Below are 18,323 nucleotides of genomic sequence, written 5' to 3'. Positions count from 1 at the left end.
GGCAGGCGCCCCGTGCGAAACTTCTGGAAATTCACCGATCGATTTCCGTGTTTGTCGAACGGACCAATCTTGCACCAATGACATATCAGACCCCTCTCCCCCGCCCCTCATACCTCTCCGACCTCCTCGCGCTGGGCGAAGCCGGACATCTCGCCGTCGCGAACTGGCCGGCGTCGCGGTTGGCGCTGCATCGGACGGCGGCGCTGGTTGGTCGGCCGCTGGCGGCGATCGCGGCGGATCCGGCGCTGCTCGACGATGTTCCGCGGGCCGCGAGGCCGGGCGCGTTCTTGAGCTCCCGAGACATGGCCGCGTGGCGCGGCGCGCTTCTCGGCGTCTTCGAGGCGGCGGGGTTGGTCGACGCCTGCCCCTGGGCGCGGCTTCGGCGGCTGGCGCGGGTCGCGGAGGAGCCGCAGCACCGGATCAACGGGCTCTACAAGGTGGAGAGGCTTGCGAACGAGAGCGGGCTGGCGTCGAGGGATCTCGATCGGGCCTGGGCGCTGGACGTCAACGACCGGCTCGACGGCCATGCACGGGCGACCTTCCGGCTGGGCGTGGCCGCGTTGGACGCCTGGCGCCAGGTTGCGGCGATCCGCGCCTCGGGGCTGCTGCCGGAAGAGCCGCTCGGGCCAATGCCAAAGATCGGCGAGGACTGCGTCTGGGCGCGGATGCGGGCCGCGGCGCGGCGGGCGGGGGAGCGGGAGCAGCTCAACCACATCTCGCACCTGAAGAGGCGCGCGGATGAGCACGAGCTGGCGCCGCGCGACCTGACGCAAGCCTGGATCGACGAGGTCGACGGTGGGCTGGAGGGCCGGGCGCGCAGCCAGTTCCGGCAAGGCGTCCGACGCCTGCTCGCGCTGCAGGGGCTCCCGGGGCTGGAGGAGTTCCTGCCGGGCGAGATCCTGCGATGCCCCGGCGAATGGGCGGTCGTCCGGCAAGCCGCCCGCGACGCAGGGATCTGCGGGTTCGAAAGCTACCTGAGCCTGGTCAAGGGTCCGGCCGATCGCGCCGGCCTGCGCCTGCCGGAGCTCGACCATGCCTGGGCGAGCGCGACTCACGACGCGATGCCGGATCAGGCCGCGCGGTCGGCCTTCCGCGTCGGCCTGCGCGGGCTCGACGTTCTGCGGGCGCTCCTGCCGGACCAGGCGGCGCGCCTGCCGCGAGAGCCGCTGGCGGTCGGACCTCTCGCCCGCCAGCGGCAGCGGTGCTCGCAGCTGGCGCTCTGGGAGGATCTCGCCGAGGCGGGCATTTCGCTTGCGACCGAGGATGGCGAGGCGGCTTTCCTGGAAGACGTTGAACTGGATCAGGTTCGCCCGCCCCGAAAAAGATCCGCGAAGGCCGCCTCCCGCGTTTCCGCGTCGCCAGAGACGAACCCATCTCCCGATCCCGAACGGATCGAGGAGACGACCGGATGTCCGGAGACCGTGGAAACAGCCCCGGCAGCTGCACCATCGCCGAGCTCGCCGCCTGGTGGCGGGTCAACCGGAGCGAAGCGCCGGGCTTCGCGGAGCGCCTCGGCCTGCGCGCGCGGGCGGGACGGTATCCGTGGATCGCGGTCTGGCGCGCGATGGGGATCGGCGCGCCTGCGCCTGAGCAGATCGCAGAGCTGAAGGCGCCGCTGATGACGCTGGCGGAGGTCGCGGTCCAGCGCGGCGAGGCGGTCGGCACGTTCCGGCGCAAGCTTCGGGAGGGCCGGTTCCCGGACCTCCCGCACTACGCGCTCGGCCCCAGGACGCGGCGGTTCCACGCCGCGCAGGCGCTGGCCTGGTGCGACGGGGACGAGGTTCCGCAGTATCCCAAGGCCTTGAAAGACAGGAAGAAAGAGGCGGCGCCGACGCCTCCCGCGAGCCCCGAACCTCCGGCGCGTCCGACCGGCAAGGTCGACCTGATGGGCCGGCCGGTCTGATCGCCGGGTCGGACCGCGTCCAGGGTTCGGCACGCCGGGCGACGACGGCGCCAGGCGAGATTCTCCGCGGCCAATCCAGGCTGAATGTCGAGATCGCCGGCAGGCGCCGCTTGCTGATGCCGATGCGCCTGAGCGCTCGAAGACCACGGCCGCGCGGCCGTGAACGAGGGTCCTCGAAAAGGCGGCGGGCCCCTGGCGGGCCGGGGTCGTCTGGGCGAGACCCCGGCCCGCAAGGGCCACGCCGCCGAAAGCAGGCGGCTCTTGACCGAGCGCTTCCGCTCGGCGTTCGCGATGGAACGCCCAGAATGTACGATTCCGACACCCCGCTCTCCGAGCCCGCGGCCGAGGCCGCGTCCCGCTTCACGACCGACCGGGCCGACGCCCTGCTCTCGGGTGCCGAGCTGCTCGGCGGCGACGCCGCCCGCCGGCGCACCGGCCGGCTGATCCGCGACCTCGCCGGCGCGCCCCGCCTGACCCGTCGCCTGCGGGCGGAGCTGGTGGCGCTGCACCGGCTGCTCTCGCTCCAGGACGTCGACGACCCCGACTCCGACGCGGCGGCCTTCTTCGCGGCGATCGACCCCGCGAGCCCCGCGGTCGAGGAGATCTGCCTGCTCACCGACGCGCTGACGTCCCTGCTCGAGGCCCTCGCCGACATGGAGATCCGGGAAGCGGTCCCGCTCGACCGCGTCGCCTGATCTCCCCGGCCCCTCCGGGGGCCGCTTGACGCGCAGGATCGCGCGCGAACATCCGCAGGTTCGATCATGACCAAAACCGACCAGGCCGTCCTCTTCCGGGCGACCGCCGCCGTGCGCCTCGGCCGCGCCATCGCCGAGACCCTGGCCGCCGAATTCGGCCGCCTGAACATGCCGACCGCCAACGCCGCACGCCGACGCCTGGCCGACGGCGAGCCGTTCGCCGCCGAGGACCAGGTCGTCCTGGAGGCGCTCCTGGCGGCGACGGAGGCGGTCGTCGCCCTCGAGACCCGCGGCACGCGAACCGCCTTCGCCGCCCTCTCGCCCGTCGAGGACCAGGACCTCGGATTCGGCCTCGTCGAGGTGCCCCTCCGCTCGCCCCGGGGAGAAACGATGGCCGAGACCGCCGACACCCTGCGCCGCTTGCTCCTCCTCCGCCGCAGCGTGATCGACCACTTCGCCGCCGAGGCCGCCCTGCGCCGCCTCGCCCGGCCGTAACCCGAAAGCGCCGGCGCCCGACGCCTCCAGGCGCCGGCAGGACACCGACTGCGGATGCGTTCGCCGCACGTCCGCAGCCGCCCGCCGCGAAAGACACCCAGACAGACAGAAGGCCCAGCATGCACGTGCGCATCACCGCCCACCTGCGCGACTTCCCGACGATCGGACGCCTGCCAGGCGGCCGCCGCTTCGCGACCTGCGCGATCCTGATCGACCGATCCGAAGCCCCCAGCCTCGTCCCGCCCGGCGCCCGCCGGTCGCTGAGCGTGCACCGCCCCGCCGCCATCGACCTTCTCCGCATCGCCCTCCCCGGCGATCGCCTCGACATGCAAGCGGTCCTCCAGGGCGAAGACCTCTTCATCCCACTCCGCACCGGCCGCCTCGACGTGATCCTCAATGGCGGCGTCGACTAGCCATGAACCGGAGCCCGGCCCGGATCCGGGCCGGTTGCGGATCTCCCCCAGGTCGTACATGCGGTTGCGGAAGCGATCGGCGGCCCCATCCGACATTCCAGGCCGGACACCTATGATCGCATCGGGAAGCCGGCGTCTCGGCGGAACAGCTTCGCCGACATCCACGCGGGAGGCGCCGGCGAACAGACGGCTTGTCACTACCGAAGCGCGCGCGATCGGCTCGATCGGGCGGGAAGCCGCCGTTCGCTGCGCCTCCAACGGAGGTCGGCAACGCGGACCTTCCGGACACTCGGCCGATCAACGCTATTGACCGTGATCCGGCCCAATCCGGACCCAAGCATGGAGAATGAATGCTGCGACGCAGCTTGCCAAAGCGGACAAATGCCGAATGGCAAGGCTGAGTTGCCGCTGGCCAGCTTCAGTTGTAGGCTAGAGCCAATGTGAGGGAGGCTGGCTTGGACCAAGAGATCGCAAAATTCATACTTTTAGCGGCCAAGCTCGAGTTCTTCTTGGTCAATCACGACCATTCCTTCGCGCATATGGATGGAGCTACACGAGCAGTTAGGGGCATCAACTGGGACCAGATAGGTCAATCACTGGAAGAAAAGCACCCTTTCGCCAGCTTTGATTTCGCAGGACACGGATTTCAGATTTTCATAGAAACACCTCCCCAGTATCTAACAATACGGGAGGGCGGCGGGTTAAAATGGGACAGTGACGAAGTTCGAGTTTCTTCTTGGCAAACATTGCTAGGGCGCAGCTATGCTCAGCTACGCAACAATATTGCACACGGAAACAAAGCTCAGCTCCCGGCGCCTTTCACACATGATCGAACACGGGAGTTTCTTGAAGCGGGGCACCAGCTGATCAATTTCGTTGCGAGAGCGCATTCATCGAATGACGCTTGGAGCTCCCCCATCCATTTCCGTTAGCATGCTTGCCGTGTCGCGACAAAAGCTCAGGCAATCCAGTCGCATACGACCTTTTCTCAACATTCATATTCGCGCCGCAGCTGACCGACCCGAAAACGCCTTTCGTTTATTGCCTGCACGAAGGGCTTGGAGGAGTTCGACTGAGGGGACTATTGCGATCCTTGCTCAGTTTCTGAAGGCTACTGGCCTCAGTGCCAAGCGACCAGCTAGCCCATTATTCGTGCAGGCGAAACTCCAACAAGTCACTGCCAACCATTCCGCGAAGATTTGTTGCACCATCAGCAAACACAATAATAAATTTCTGCGCAGCCGCGGAAATAGAGAGAATCGAGGAGGCCCCCGGATGATCATTGTCCTTGTGTTTTAAACGCTCCCCGATTGCCACTCTTCCAACAAGGCAACCCTTGTATTCGACACGGTAGGTCTCAGCCTTGGGTTGACGTGAGACACCCATCAAGGCATTGACTATTGCATCTTCACTTCTATTAAATTCGCCGCTTGCGAAGAATTTTTCGCCTTCCACCGTCACTTCCAATTCACAGTCTGCGTCGCTCATCTTTCGAGAAACGGTGCCAGGTGTATTCAGCCAAAGATGCTGACCGACGTAGCTCAGAAACTCACTCTTGGGCTTCACCCCTTTCAAATTTTCTTTATGGGTTTTAGCTTCCTCTTCGGGAACTTCATTTAGGCGAACAAGCGCCGACGCCACATTGCTGTGACAATCCTGATGCTTCTGGGCTTCTTTGAGTATTTCGCCAGCCTCGGATAGAAATCCAGCGCGAATGTATTCGTTTGCAAGGTTGCTCATCGCAAGCGTTTCACCCCTTCCCGCAGCAGCCCTGTAAGCGCTGATTGACTTTTCAAACAAAGAGAAATGTCGATAGGCGACGCCTAAGTTGTTCCAAGTCGTTCCATCCCTAAGATTGGCGGGAATCTTTTCATAGTGGAACATGGCGAGAGCCTCATTGCCTATCTGCGAATGGAGATAAGCAAGCTGAAACCGTTTTGATATGTCAGTTGGATCAATTGAAAGCTGCCGTTCCAACATTGCCGCCTTCAACGCATCATCTCGATGCCAATCAGAAAACTTCGCAATCGTCGCCAGCAGAGTTTCTTCAGTTTCCGGGCCATCTACGAGCTCGCGCATTTCAACTATGATTGGGTGTATATCTTTGCAGCAACCCTCCGTCTGAGCAGCAAGCGCCAGCTCCCCCAACAAGGCAATTTTTCGGCTGCGATCATTGGAATGATCAATCGCCGCACGAAAATGACATTGAGCCTTCTTCACATCACCGAAGTGCAGATAGCCGCTCGCCACACGCTCATGTATTAGCGGATTATTCTCGTGTTCATTGATTAGCGCGGCGAGCTTGGCCAAATCCCCATGCTTGCCCCACGTCAGCTTGAAAAGCTCGCAAAACGATTTCCACTCGCCAATCGCATCGCGATCCTCGAGACTCAGCGTCGCAAGGTAGGCTTGGGAGACCCTACTTGAGTGTTCCTCATCTTCGTGGAATAGCCCAGCGAGGAACTGACGTCTGAAGTCGGTCAAATCCGACGAAGCACTTGGGACGTAAAGCTCCGTGGATGAACTCCCATTTCTCTCAGTCGGCTCTTGAGGAGATACAATTCCTCCCACTCGCCCCTCGCTCGCAATGCCATCTTGGCGTTCAAGCGCTGATATTTTATCAAGGAATTCCCGTCGCCTTTGATTCACCGCGACTTGATTGGATGTGATCTCAAAATTGCCCCTCAAACTCTCAATGAATTCTGTGACCCTATCTTCATCATTGATGTAAAATCCAAGCTCCCTCGGGTCCAAGGCTCCATTCCTGAATTTACTATCGTCGAGATCGAAGCTCGGCGTAAATATTGCTGCATGCTGGCTCTCCACAACCCAAGCTGCTCCCATCTCGTTGAGGCACGCGATGCTTTGGCAATAGTCACGCGAGAGTAGAAAAATAACAAATGGCTTATCGACGATTTGACTCTTCAGCCACCTGAAGATGTTCTCGCCAAGTGGAACTCCACATGATACATCACTTGTGAATACAATTTCTTCGCGAGCGACGCCTACCCCCGTCAACAACGATACTAGCGCATGTCCGTAGGACGCATTTCGGGATGCATGGGAAATGAATATCTTCATCTTGATCGAGCCTTGCATTACCAGGGTCAAATGAACAGCTGATCTGGACGTATCACCTTGGGGCAAATTTTTACTTTATTCCCCATGGGCATCCTGCGAGATGCGAGGTATATTCACGCATTGGACGGCACACACTTAAGCTGTCTATCGACGTTCGAATTTGGTTCATGGATGGGCTTACCAGCAAATCTTGCGACCTCCGCTTCTTTCGCCACTCTGCCATTGATACTCGGGGCAGCGATGGTCAGCAATCCGGGCTTTCGCGTGACGCCGCTACACCACCTCCATTGTCAAGATTGGACTCGATCTCGCCGTTCGCTGCGGCACGCAAGGATGTCCGCTCAGGGCCGTTCGTGTCGTTTCTCAGCCGCCTACGCGAGGCTTCGAGCAAAGCGTCGGCTGCAGCAGGAGAGGATCCGCCGGCTCGGCGAGCGCGGGCGGTGGAGTCAGAACTTCCTGTACCTGGCCAGGGGCAGGCCATTCGCCTCGATGAAGCTGTTGTAGTCGGCGATCGCGCCAGCGGCATCCTGCTCGCGGGATGGCTCGCTGGCTTCGGCGGGACGCAGGGCCGTGCTGTCGAGGACCCTCGCGGGATGCTTCGGCGCGGGCAGGTCGCGGTCGTCGTCGTACCGGGGCTCGGTCATGCGGGGCCTGCGCTTCCGTTGATGCGCAGGCAGGATGCGTCATTCGGCGGGCGACATCCGGTTGCTCCGCGACGCCCGATCCCGACGCCGGGTTCACGTTTGGGCAGCGGCGTCGAACCGGGGTGAGGTCGCTGTCCCGGTTCGGGGGATGCGCGCCGTCTCCGCCATCCACGCCGTCGAATTTCGGCACGATCCTGCTGGTCGCGACCGTCGACCCGACGGGTCCCTTGGGGCCTCTCTCTGCGGAGCGGCGAGAAGCGAGGCACGGAGATGCCGGGCGCGACGAGGCTTTCGCCGGAAACGCGAGCGTGGACCGAGACTCGAGGTCGATCGCGCCGGTCGATGGCGAGGGCGCTTCGGCGTGGGCGAGGCGGGCGGCCGGCGATCGTCCGGCTTCATATCAGGCGCCGGGCCCGGATCACGCGAGGCGGCGTCGGGGGCTCGGATCGGGGTCGGGGAGTCGACCCCATCGAGAAATTGGCGTCCGGGCGTTATCCGGCGTTTTGCGCGCAATCCGCATCGACCCACCTCCTGCCCGCGTCGCTCCTGGCGCAGTGGCAAGAGGTCGACAATGCTCGCCCAAGTAATTCGAAGAAAGCGCTCCGCGCTGCGAAAAATGACGATCTTCGCGGGGCGCCCCGGCTTAACGGCCAGAATGCGGGGTAACGGGAAAAGTGCGAAACACCCCGCCGTTTTAGGCACAGCCAAACGGATCGGCGTTCGTCATTTCCCGCTTCGTCGCGCCGGATAACGGCCAATCTTCCGTTCAGCGATCATTTTTCGGAGGTCTGCATGACCCATCCCGCCCCCGTCGCCGCGCCCTTCGCCGCGCCCGCCCTCCTGACGATGCAGCAGGTCCATGAGCACGTCATCGCCAGGGAGCTGACGGACTACGACAGCCCGGTCCGCCGCTGCGCGAAACTCTACGGTCACGACCTGGAGCGCATTCCCGCGGATCTCGTCGCCTTCGAAGCCCGGTGGCCGCGCGACGCGCTCGGCACGGGCTTCCGCACGCAGGTCGCGTATCAGCGCTGGCGCGGCAAGGTCATCGCCGCGATCAAGAACGCGACCGGCGAGCTGGCGGCGGCGAAGGCGCGCCGGAGCCGCGTCGACGGCTGGGCGGAGCTGGTCGAGCGGCTGGAGCCTTATACCGAGGGCAGCCGGATGGACGCGGCGATCCAGCCCCAGCGCCTCATCCCGCTGAAGGCCGTGGCCGACGACGCGCGCCGGCTCGACCTCCAGCCCTGGCAGGTCGAGTGCGAGGCGGCGCTCCGGATGGTCGACGATTGCGGCGTCGCGCGTCGCCGCACCCTCGAGAAGGGTCTCGCGTTCATGGACTGGCTCCGGTTCCTGCCGGAGCTGGCGGACCTGCTGCCGGCGGACCCGATCGGCGAAGTCAGGCGCGTGCGGCGGCGCCCGAACGGAGATATCCCGGAGGCGCTGGAGCTGGAGATCTCGGCCTGGATCGACAGGGCGACCCATCACGACTGGGACGAGATCACCGAGGCCTTCGCCACCACCCCGTCCGAAGGCGCGCTTGGCGTGCACCACGCCGCCCTGCGGAAGTGGCTGTCGACGATCGAGCGGCTCGGCCTGCGCGACCTCCGCCAGGTGAACGGCCTCACGCCGCTGCTGGAGCCGGACCTCGCGGTCCTGGTGCTGCGCGACTGGACCCGGTCGGCGGAGGCCGGGATCTCGCCGCGAACCGCGGCGACCTACACGATCGCGATCGCGACGGTGGCGGAGCGCAACGGCGTCGACGCGGCGCACCTCCGACTGCATTGCCGGAGAAATCCCGCGCTGAAGGCCGGCCTCAAGGCGTCCGACGAGATGTCCCCGAAGACGCGGGCCTTCTGCGAGCATCTGATCGAGACCCCGTCCGCGAAACGGACGTTCCTGCGGCTCAACCAGGATCTCGCCCGCGGCGCCAGGAAGATCCTGGAGCAGGCGACGGCGGAGGGACGGGAGTTGCGGGACGACGAACGGGTCGACGCGCGGGCGCTCGGCACGCTGGCCTGCATCGCCGCGATCGAGACCTACGGCGCCCCGTTCCGCATCGCGAACGTGCTGCGGCTGCGCCATCTCGGCGAGAGCCCAGAGCTGATGATGCCGACGGCGAAGACGCCGCATGCGAAGATCGTGATGCCCCCGGCCTGGGTGAAGAACAAGGCGACGCTGCCGACGATCCTGATCACGCGGAACGGCGCTCGGGCGCTGCAGACGCTGGAATGGTATCTGAAGGTCATCCGTCCGCTCTACCCGCAGCACGAAGACAGCGAGCACCTGTTCCCCGCGATCGAATCGCCGGGCGAGCCCTTGCCCGCGGCGACGGCGGCGAGCTGGCTGTCCGAGCATGTCCGGATCTCCGGGCGTCGGATGGCTCCGCACAACTTCCGCCACGCGGTGGCGTCGATCCTGGTGAACCGCGATCCGGAGCAGATCGCCCTCGTGGCCCAATGCTTGGGCGACACGGTCGGGACGGCGGCGAAGTATTACGCCTGGATCTCGCCCCGGCTGCAGATCGCCGCGGCGCAGGCCGCGATCCTGGACGAAGCGGGGGCGCGGCGATGAGCGGATCCCTGACCGCGCGCGAGCGCCTGCTGAACCACCCGCGCTGGCTGCCCTTCTTCGAGCGCGGCGTCGATCTCGAGGCCTTCTCCCTCGCCGAACTCCGCGACGCCGACGCGTTCTACGCGTGGGTCGAAGAGACGGGCCGCACGGATCCCGGCGTCGAGGACATCCTGGCGATGGACCGCGAGCGGGTCTCCGCGAACAGGCTGCGACGCCAGCGGAAGGTGCTGGAGCGCCTGATCGGCGCGCACCCGGTGCTTGAGCGCCTCGAGGAGGCCATCCGGCGAAAGGACCGGGCCTGCGACGCGGCGAGAAGGAGCGGGAGACCTGGCAAGGAGCGGCCGGGCCGCTCGGTCTCCGTTCCGCCGGAGGACCTGCCGCCAGCCTGGCGCAAGATCCTCGACGGCCTCGCCCTTGGGGAGAGCGTCGTCGACATGGCGCCGCCCGCGCCGTCTATCGTCAAGCGCATGGATCAGAAGCTGCGCCAGCTGATCTGGTCCGCGCGGAAGGCAGGTCTGCCCGACGAGCTCTCCGTCGCCACGGCGCGGGCCTACTACACGGACCTTCAGGCGCGCGGCCTCCGCCCGGCGACCCTCCGGGCCAGCTTCGAGGAGTTGTGTCGCTTCGCCCGACATGCCGCGATGTCGCCGGACCTGATCGAAGCCCTGCAGAGGACGTACAACACCCTCGGGAAGGACGAACGCCTGACCCCGGCTCTGAAGCACGGGAAGGTCCATGCCATCGGCACGACGGTGGATGTGATCGTGAAAGCCGAGGCGTTGCTGCGCGAAGCCCAGGCGACCCAGCCGCGTCGTTCACGCCGAACCCTCGAGAACGCCGCCGCCGCCCTCGCCCTCTTCGCCCTCGCCCCCGTGCGGCTAGCCGACACCGCCCTGCACTTCGGCCGGCAGCTTCGCTGGGACGCCGAGGGCTGGTCCCTCTCGATGCATCTGTCGAAAGGGAAGAACGCCTACGGCCTCCGCTTCGACCGCCGCGTCGACCCCTATATCGACACGCTGATCCTCCGCGGCGCGGACCCCGCCTGGCTCGATGACCTGCGCGACGATTGCCTTGCACGTCAACGGGCCCTGTTCCTGACCCCCGCCGGCACGCCCGCGGGCCCGGGCTACGTCTCCGACCTCTGGCGCCGCCACCTCGGAACCGGCGAACACATCGCCCGCACCCTGATCCACGCCCAGGTCCCCACCCGCACCGCCATGCTCATGACCGGCCAGCGGTCTGAACGGACGGCCAAGGCCTACCAGGGCGAGGAGTTCGCAAGGCAGGCGTTGGAGACGGCGCAGAGCGCGATGGAGGCGGAACTGAACGAGCTCCGCCTGGATCAGGACGAGGATGACGACCCGTTCGCTTGAGCCCGCTGTCTGGACCATGCGCAGGGGCTCCCTATCCGTGCATGCATAGCCGATCCCGAATACCCATCAAGCGAAGCGCACGTCCGCATCGGGCCCACTTACGTCATCGAACGGATCGCCGAACCGTCGGTAGGGTCGGCGTCTCCTGATCGGGAGGTCTCAGCACAAACCAGGTCGGGAAGTCCTGACACCCCCGCCAGTCTCCCGACATCTGCACTGAGGCCTCCCGACATGTATCGAGGTTCTGTTCGCGGATCTCCGTGCGAAACATGGAAAAATCCCGACAACCTGTGCGCTTCGGTCTTCGTGCGCCTCATGCCCGACGCAAGTGTCGGAGCCGATTTGACGCTTGATCTCCCGCTGATCGCTCGTCTTCATGTGCACGACTCAATTCGGGCGGAACCCGCAGAGTGTTGTCTGCTGCAATGGGCACTACTGCAGGCCAATCGTATGAGGACGATGCTGGGCTTGTCGACTGATCGAAGCCCGCGCTCCCTCTCCGGGAGGGCGCGGGTTGGCCGGTCAGCGTGTGAAGCGGTCCACGTAGTCGGCGCCCAGGCCGACGGCCTCGTAGTGCGCCCGGCACATGTCGATCTTGGTGAACACGTCCTCGTAGCCCACCGTCTTCCCCCTGGGGTCGACGTAGATCATCACGCCGTTGACCTGGAAGTAGGTGATCATCTCGGTCACGTCCTCGGGAACCACCAGGGTGCGGGTCTCGCCCGGGGACTCGAAGACGTAGCCGCCTTCCTCGGCCACCCAATCGTGTTCGAGATAATGCCAGCGGCCCTTCAGGACGAAGCCGTGGACGGGCGCGGGGTGGCGGTTGCTCTGCCCCCAGAGACCTGGACCGCTCGCAGCTGGAATCTCGGGTATCTCGTCTCGACCATCCTTGAGCCGTGCTGGACCATGACCCCGGCGCGGATACCGAAACAGGCTTGACCCAGCACCGCAATTAGAGGGCCGATCCGCATAGGGCACGATGCACATCAGAAGGCCGGGGCCCCAGCTGGCGGAGCCGAAACTGGGAGTGGCGGCACGACTCCACCGCCGCCGTTTCCAACGGATCCATCCGGCGGCGCACGCCTCGGACATTGAGCCGACGCAACGTTCGCCATCTCTGTCTCAGGCAAGTTGAGGGCGCCCCGGACAGGAGACGCCCGATGACCCTATGCCGCTCCCCAGAGACCCGCGGGGGAGAAGCTGAAGAAACGCTCGCCGAGCTTTTCGCACGCCAGCCGGAGGCGGCCGCGGCGTTCTGGGCGCGCGGCATGCGCTGCCCGGGCTGCCCCATCGCTCCGTTTCACAGCCTGACGGACGCCTGCGCCGAATACGGCGTCGATCCGGCGGGACTTCGCGCCGATATCCGCGCAACGACCGCCGCCCGGGGGGAAGTGACCGAGGGGGAAGGGAACGAGGATCCGGAGGTCAGCCCCCCTCGCCGCTGAGCTCGACCAGCCGGTGGGGCGCGGTGACGGTCACCTTGCGGCGGGCCGACGAGACCACGCCCTCCTTCTCCCACGCCGACAGCAGCCGCGAGACGGTGTGCAGCGTCGCCCCGGTCATGTCCGCGATATTGGCGCGGGTGATCGGGAAGGCGATCTCGATGCCGCCCTCCACCCGGCGGCCCGACTGGTTGACCATGCGCAGAAGGCAGGCGGCGACGCGCTGCTCGACCGCCTGGGTGGCGAGCTCGGTGACGCGGGTCTGGAACTCGCCCAGGCGGGCGCCGAGGGTCTTGTAGGTTTCGGTGGCGAAGCCGTCGTAGTCGGCGACGAAGGGGGCCCACAGGCCGACCGGCCAAGCCAGGGCCAGGGACTCGGCCGCGCACTGGGCGGTGGCGGGATAGGTGTCGCGGCCGATGGCGGGGGCGATGCCGAACAGCTGGCCGGGGGGGATGTGCAGGGCGATCACCTGCTCGCCCCCCGGGGTGGTGCGGATCACCCGGATGTAGCCGTCCAGCAGCAGGAAGAAGCGCTCGGCCGGCTCGCCCTCGCGGAACACGGGGGTTCCTTCCTCGAAGCGGTGCGGCGCGGCGCGGTCGAGGATCTCGCGGATCTGCGGGCGCGAGAGGCGGGAGAACGGCGGCAGGCCGGTCAGCAGGCTTTCGTCGAGATGGGCCAGGGCGCGTCTCCCCTCGATCCTTCGCGGCGCCGTTTGCGGCGGAGTTTGCGGCCGCGCAACGTCCGCGGGCCCGGCATAGCCCAGAACCCGGGGCAACGAAACGCATCAGTTGACGATCGAAAGGACCGAGACATGACCCGCCTGCTGCCCCTCGCCGCCCTGCTTCTGCCGATCCTCGCCGCCGGGGGCGGAGAGGCGGCGGCCGAGACCTTCGAGATCCAGATGCTGAACAAGGGCGCCGAGGGGACCATGGTCTTCGAGCCGGCCTTCGTGAAGGCCGCGCCCGGCGACGTGATCCGCTTCGTGCCGACGGATCGCTCGCACAACGCCGCCAGCATCGACGGGATGCTGCCCCAGGACGTCGCGCCGTTCCGCTCCAAGATGAACAAGGAATTCGAGCTGACGGTGGAGGACGAAGGGCTCTACGGCGTCAAGTGCCAGCCGCATTTCGGCATGGGCATGGTCGCGCTGATCCAGGTCGGCGAGGCGGTGAACCGAGACGCGGTCGAGTCCGTGAAGCTCAAGGGCAAGGCCGCCGCGCGGTTCGAACCGCTGCTGGCCCAGGTGGAGTGAGGCGAAAACGACATCGCTGCGGCGTCTTCTCCTGACAAGACGCCGGGGCAAGGGGCGCCGGGGCCCTGCCGGCGCCGCGTTTGCTGGAGGAGGGCGCGTGATGGCGCAGTCTCGGGAGGCTTCGGGGCCGGCGCTGCTGAGCGTCGGCTTTCGTCCGTTCTTTCTGCTCGCGGGTCTGTTCGCGCTGGCGGCGATTCCGATCTGGATGCTGGCCTGGCGCGGGGCGCTGGAGCTGGGCGGGCCGTTCCATCCGGTCGACTGGCATATCCACGAGATGCTGTTCGGCTATGTCGGTGCGGTGCTGGCGGGGTTCCTGTTCACCGCGATCCCCAACTGGACCGGGCGGATGCCAACCCGCGGCTGGCCGCTGGCGGCGCTGGCGGCGCTCTGGCTGGCGGGCCGAATGGCGGTGGCGGGGATCATCCCGCTGAGCACCGTGGCGGTCGCGGCGGTAGACTGCGCCTTCCTGGCCGCGATCGCGGCGATGGCGACGGTCGAGATCGTGGCCGGCCGGAACTGGCGCAACCTGTTGGTAGTGGTCCCGGTGCTGCTGTTCCTGGCGGCCAACGTCGCCTTCCATGTCGAGGCGGTTCGGCTGGGGTCCTCGGACCTCTCGCGCAGGCTGGCCTTCGGGGTGGTGATCTTCCTGGTGATGCTGATCGGCGGGCGGATCATCCCCAGCTTCACCCGCAACTGGCTGGCGAAGCGGAGGGAGCCGCGCCTGCCCGCGCCGTTCGGGCGCTTCGACGGCATCTGCATCGCGATCGCGGCGGCGGGCCTGGCCGCCTGGATCGCGGCGCCGGGCACGGTCGTGGCGGCGGCGGGGCTGGCGTCGGGCGCGGTCTCTCAGGCGGCGCGGCTGGCGCGCTGGCGGGGGGCGGCGACCTGGTGCTCGCCCCTTCTGGCGATGCTGCATGCGGCCTTCGCCTTCCTGCCGCTGGGCCTCGCCGTCGCGGCGATGGGCGAGGCCGGCTGGCTTGCGCCCGCGGCCGGGCTGCATCTGCTGGGGATCGGGGCGATTGCGGCGATGACGCTGGCGGTGATGATCCGCGCCACACGCGGCCATACCGGGCGCAGCCTGGCGGCGGGGCCGGCGCTGAGCCTTGCCTTCGCGCTGGTGATCTCGGCGGCGCTGCTGCGGGCGCTGGGACCGCTGGCGGAGGGATGGGAGGCGGCGAGCCTCGACCTCGCCGCCCTGGGCTGGACCCTGGGCTTCGCGATCTTCGCCTGGCGCGCCGCGCCCTGGCTGCTCGGGCCGCGGGCGGGGCGCAAGGCGCCTTCCCGCACAAGCGCCTGAGCGGGGGGGCGGGGGCCGCGGGGCCCCCGGCGCTGTGGTCAGGCGACGACGTTCGCCTCGGGTCCGTAGGGGAAGCGGGTGATGTTCTCGGCCCCGGTCTCGCCGACCACCAGGATGTCGTGCTCGCGGTAGCCGCCGGCGCCGGGGCGTCCCTCGGGGATCCACAGCATCGGCTCCATCGAGACGACCATGCCGGGCTCCAGCACCGTCTCCACGTCCTCGCGCAGCTCCAGCCCCGCCTCGCGGCCGTAGTAGTGCGAGAGGATCCCGAAGGAGTGGCCGTAGCCGAAGGAGCGGAACTCCAGCAGGCCCTCCTCGGCGAAGAAGGCGTTGATCCCCTCGCAGATCTGCGCGCAGCTCACGCCGGGGCGGATCAGCGACAGGCCGAGCTCGTGGGCGGCGACGTTGGCCCGCCACAGGCGCAGGGTCTCGGCGTCCGGCTCGCCCAGCGTCAGGGTCCGCTCCAGCGCGGTGTAGTAGCCCGAGATCATCGGGAAGGCGTTCAGGCTCAGCAGGTCGCCGCCGCGCAGGGCGCGGGTGGTGACCGGGTTGTGGGCGCCGTCGGTGTTCAGGCCGGACTGGAACCACACCCAGCTGTCGCGAAGCTCCGAGTTCGGGTGCGCGCGGGCGATCTCCAGCTCCATCGCGTCGCGCCCGGCCATGGCCACGTCGATCTCGCGGGCGCCCTCGCGGATCGCGCTCCGGATCGCCTCGCCGCCGAGGTCGGCGATGCGCGCGCCCTCCCGGATCAGGGCGATCTCCTCGGGGGACTTGATCATGCGGGCCTGCATGGCGGGCTGGGCGACGTCGACCAGCTCGATCCCCGGCGCCGCTTCCGCCAGCGCGTCGCGCGCGGCCAGCGTCAGGTGGTCGGCCTCGATCCCCACCCGGCGCGCGCCGCCCATCAGCGCGGCTGCGGCGCGCTGGAAGTTGCCGCGCCGCCAGTCGGTGTAGATCACGTTCTCGCACCAGCTGCGCCGCCGCGGCTGGCCGGCGTCGATGTTGGCGGTGATCGTGGTGCAGGCCTCGGGCGTGACCACGCAGCCGTAGGGCCGCCCGAAGCTGCAGTACAGGAAGCCGGTGTAGTAGGCGATGTTGTGCATCGAGGTCAGCAGCGCCGCCTCGATCCCCCGCTCGGCCATGATCGCGCGCAGGCTGGCGATGCGGCGGGCGTACTCGCCCTCGGAGAACGGCAGCGGCGCGCGCGGGCCGTTGGGGCGCACGAAGCTTTCGGGACGGTCGGGAAGGCCGCTCATCGCGTGTCCTCATCCAGTCGCCGGACGGGGACGCGCCGCGCCCGACGAGGCATCCGGGCGTGCAGGACAGGGGGCCGGGGCGCAGGGGCGCCGCGGGTGCGCGCCCGGGGCCAGCCCCGGCCGCCCGCGTCGACGCCATCGCCGCGGAGCGCGCCCGACTCCGATAGCCGCGCCCGTGGCGCCGATCAAGCGGGATCTCAGAGCCGTTCGAGCAGCCCCACCAGCAGCGGCCGCAGGCGGCGCAGCTCCTCGCGATGCGCCTCCGACAGGGCCAGCAGCAGGCGCTCGGCCCGCTCGGTCGGGGCGATCACCCGGCGGCGGCCGTCCTCCGCGTCGTCGAGCCGGCGCACCAGCCCCAGCGCCTCGAGCCGGCTGGCCAGCTCGCTGGCGCTGTGGGGGCGCAGGAGCAGCGCCTCGGCCAGCTCCCCGACCGAAAGCGCGCGCCCCTCCGCCGCCCGGATCGCCAGCAGCGCCTGGTGCTGCTGGGGCGTCAGCCCCTCGCCGGCGGCGGCGGTCTCGCTGAAATGCAGGAAGCCGCGAAGCTGGCGGCGGAAGGCCGCCAGCGTGCGGATGTCCGCGTCCGAGACCGGGTCGTCGATGGGGGGCGTCGCCGTCATGCGCAGCGTTCTGGCGCCGGTCCCGGTCGTCGGCAAGCGCGATGGCGGCTTGAGGTGCATCGTGTTGCGATATAAATCGAGCGCAACCGCCGGGAACAAGGGGGACGCGGAATGCGCGATCCGGAAGAGACGCGCGTCCGCGCCCTGCTCAGAAGCCTCGGTCCCGCCGTCGCCGCCTCGCCGCCGCGCGAGGCGCTGCGGGCCGGTCTCGGCGCCTTCGTCGGGCTGCTGGCCGCGGGGCTCTTCGCGCTGTCGCCCGGCGTGGACCTGGAACTGGGGCTCTACCTCGTGGCGCCCTTCGGGGCGACGTCGGTGCTGCTCTTCGCCGTGCCCAACAGCCCCCTCGCGCAGCCCTGGTCGGCGGTGGTCGGCAACGTCTCGGCGGCGCTGGTCGGGGTGGCGGCCTGCCTGCTGATCCCCGATCCGGCCTGGCGCATCGCGCTGGCGGTGGGGGCGGCGATCGCGGTCATGGGGCTGCTGCGCGCCATGCACCCGCCCGGCGGCGCCGTGGCGATGACCGCGGCGATGAGCCCCGACGCGGTGCGCGAACTGGGCTTCGGCTTCGCCCTGGCCCCGGTGGCGGCGGGGACCGTGCTGCTGGTGGTCGTCGCCGCGCTCTACGCCCGCGCCACCGGGCGGCGCTATCCGTTCCGCCATTTCGGCGCGACGAACGCCCATGGCACGGCCGATCCTCCCGCCGCCCAACGCCTTGGCCTGTCGGAAGACGAGCTGGCCGCCCTGCTCGAGCGCTACCGGCAGTCGCTGAACCTGGGGGTCGAGGACCTCGCCCGCCTGATCGGCGCGGCCGAGATCCAGGCCGCCGGGCGTCGGCTGGGCCCGCAGACGGCCGAGCAGGTCATGTCCCGCGACCTGGTCACCGTCGGCCCGACGACGCCGCTGGCGACGGTGGCGGACCTGTTCGAGCGGCACGGCTTCGCCTCGTTGCCCGTGGTCGCGCCGGACGGGAGCTTCCTTGGCGTGATCTTCCAGCTGCACCTGATCCGGCGCGCCGTCGCCGACCGCATCCGGCTGGGGCGAGGCTTCTCCGCCGCGCTGTCGCGGCTGCTGGACCGAGGCTGGCGGACGCCGGCGCGGGCGGGCGACGTGATGTCGGTGGCGGGGCCGCGCGCGACCACGTCGACCCCGCTGGGGGCGATCCTGCCGATGCTGGCCGAGGGCGAGACCGAGGCCGTGCCGGTCCTGCATGGCGGCAAGCTGGTTGGGATCGTGACCCGGACCGACCTCGTCGCGGCGCTGGCCAGGGGGGCGTTGCGGAGCTGA

General features: G+C 68.0%; 18 protein-coding genes. 12 read left to right on the top strand and 6 right to left on the bottom strand.

What is annotated here, in order from left to right; translation table 11 throughout:
- The first annotated feature begins 77 nt into the window (after positions 1-77).
- From P2H44_RS11665 to P2H44_RS11640, 6 genes are all read left to right on the top strand, one after another.
- A complete protein-coding gene (locus P2H44_RS11665) occupies positions 78-1,607 on the top strand; it encodes a hypothetical protein (protein ID WP_275763722.1) in 1,530 nt (509 codons plus the stop codon).
- 11 nt (positions 1,608-1,618) lie between these two features.
- A complete protein-coding gene (locus P2H44_RS11660; RefSeq protein WP_275763721.1) occupies positions 1,619-1,903 on the top strand; it encodes a hypothetical protein in 285 nt (94 codons plus the stop codon).
- A gap of 305 nt (positions 1,904-2,208) precedes the next feature.
- Positions 2,209-2,598, top strand: coding sequence for a hypothetical protein (locus P2H44_RS11655; protein ID WP_275763720.1), 390 nt, complete (start codon positions 2,209-2,211; stop codon positions 2,596-2,598).
- Positions 2,599-2,664: 66 nt separating this feature from the next.
- Complete coding sequence (locus tag P2H44_RS11650; RefSeq protein WP_275763719.1) at positions 2,665-3,093, top strand: hypothetical protein; 429 nt, start codon at positions 2,665-2,667, stop codon at positions 3,091-3,093.
- Between the two features lie 119 nt (positions 3,094-3,212).
- Positions 3,213-3,506, top strand: coding sequence for a hypothetical protein (locus tag P2H44_RS11645; RefSeq protein WP_275763718.1), 294 nt, complete (start codon positions 3,213-3,215; stop codon positions 3,504-3,506).
- 455 nt (positions 3,507-3,961) lie between these two features.
- Positions 3,962-4,438: a hypothetical protein gene (locus P2H44_RS11640; RefSeq protein ID WP_275763716.1), complete on the top strand. Its 477-nt coding sequence runs from the start codon at positions 3,962-3,964 to the stop codon at positions 4,436-4,438.
- Positions 4,439-4,652: 214 nt separating this feature from the next.
- Here P2H44_RS11640 and P2H44_RS11635 read toward each other — a convergent pair whose 3' ends face one another.
- Both P2H44_RS11635 and P2H44_RS11630 read right to left on the bottom strand, forming a co-directional pair.
- The gene (locus P2H44_RS11635) at positions 4,653-6,587 is read right to left on the bottom strand and encodes a hypothetical protein (protein ID WP_275763715.1); all 1,935 of its coding nucleotides are present in this window, start codon (positions 6,585-6,587) and stop codon (positions 4,653-4,655) included.
- A 446-nt stretch (positions 6,588-7,033) separates the two neighbouring features.
- Positions 7,034-7,231, bottom strand: a complete 198-nt coding sequence (locus P2H44_RS11630) for a type II toxin-antitoxin system CcdA family antitoxin (protein WP_275763714.1) — start codon at positions 7,229-7,231, stop codon at positions 7,034-7,036.
- A 792-nt stretch (positions 7,232-8,023) separates the two neighbouring features.
- Here P2H44_RS11630 and P2H44_RS11625 point away from each other — a divergent pair.
- Together P2H44_RS11625 and P2H44_RS11620 are read left to right on the top strand one after the other, a co-directional pair.
- The gene (locus P2H44_RS11625; protein ID WP_275763713.1) at positions 8,024-9,802 is read left to right on the top strand and encodes a hypothetical protein; all 1,779 of its coding nucleotides are present in this window, start codon (positions 8,024-8,026) and stop codon (positions 9,800-9,802) included.
- Complete coding sequence (locus tag P2H44_RS11620) at positions 9,799-11,175, top strand: hypothetical protein (protein ID WP_275763712.1); 1,377 nt, start codon at positions 9,799-9,801, stop codon at positions 11,173-11,175. Before P2H44_RS11625 ends, P2H44_RS11620 begins: the two co-directional genes overlap by 4 nt.
- Positions 11,176-11,697: 522 nt before the next feature.
- Here P2H44_RS11620 and P2H44_RS11615 read toward each other — a convergent pair.
- Positions 11,698-11,934 carry a cupin domain-containing protein gene (locus tag P2H44_RS11615; protein ID WP_275763711.1) on the bottom strand — a complete coding sequence of 79 codons (237 nt, stop codon included), beginning with the start codon at positions 11,932-11,934 and terminating at the stop codon, positions 11,698-11,700.
- A gap of 404 nt (positions 11,935-12,338) precedes the next feature.
- On the opposite strand from P2H44_RS11615, the gene P2H44_RS11610 reads away from it, so the two are divergent.
- The gene (locus tag P2H44_RS11610; protein ID WP_275763710.1) at positions 12,339-12,623 is read left to right on the top strand and encodes a DUF1858 domain-containing protein; all 285 of its coding nucleotides are present in this window, start codon (positions 12,339-12,341) and stop codon (positions 12,621-12,623) included.
- Here P2H44_RS11610 and P2H44_RS11605 read toward each other — a convergent pair.
- Entirely contained in the window at positions 12,604-13,299 is a 696-nt protein-coding gene (locus tag P2H44_RS11605) for a Crp/Fnr family transcriptional regulator (protein ID WP_275764571.1), read from the bottom strand. The two genes, P2H44_RS11610 and P2H44_RS11605, sit on opposite strands and share 20 nt — an antisense overlap.
- A 132-nt stretch (positions 13,300-13,431) precedes the next feature.
- Between P2H44_RS11605 and P2H44_RS11600 the strand changes: the two genes are divergently transcribed.
- The gene (locus tag P2H44_RS11600) at positions 13,432-13,872 is read left to right on the top strand and encodes a pseudoazurin (protein ID WP_275763709.1); all 441 of its coding nucleotides are present in this window, start codon (positions 13,432-13,434) and stop codon (positions 13,870-13,872) included.
- A 100-nt stretch (positions 13,873-13,972) separates the two neighbouring features.
- A complete protein-coding gene (locus P2H44_RS11595; protein WP_275763708.1) occupies positions 13,973-15,169 on the top strand; it encodes an NnrS family protein in 1,197 nt (398 codons plus the stop codon).
- 38 nt (positions 15,170-15,207) lie between these two features.
- On the opposite strand, the gene P2H44_RS11590 is transcribed toward P2H44_RS11595, so the two are convergent.
- Positions 15,208-16,425 (bottom strand): aminopeptidase P family protein, encoded by a 1,218-nt coding sequence (locus P2H44_RS11590; RefSeq protein ID WP_275763707.1) that lies wholly within the window; start codon positions 16,423-16,425, stop codon positions 15,208-15,210.
- A 197-nt stretch (positions 16,426-16,622) separates the two neighbouring features.
- Positions 16,623-17,042 carry a MarR family winged helix-turn-helix transcriptional regulator gene (locus P2H44_RS11585; RefSeq protein WP_275763706.1) on the bottom strand — a complete coding sequence of 140 codons (420 nt, stop codon included), beginning with the start codon at positions 17,040-17,042 and terminating at the stop codon, positions 16,623-16,625.
- Positions 17,043-17,153: 111 nt separating this feature from the next.
- Here P2H44_RS11585 and P2H44_RS11580 point away from each other — a divergent pair, with 111 nt between their 5' ends.
- Positions 17,154-18,323 carry an HPP family protein gene (locus tag P2H44_RS11580; protein ID WP_275763705.1) on the top strand — a complete coding sequence of 390 codons (1,170 nt, stop codon included), beginning with the start codon at positions 17,154-17,156 and terminating at the stop codon, positions 18,321-18,323.

The sequence above is a fragment of the Albimonas marina genome (assembly GCF_029223255.1).
Taxonomy (GTDB): Bacteria; Pseudomonadota; Alphaproteobacteria; order Rhodobacterales; family Rhodobacteraceae; genus Albimonas.
The sequence above is the reverse complement of the archived record's forward strand: the minus strand, read 5'-3'. Positions and strand labels throughout refer to the sequence as shown.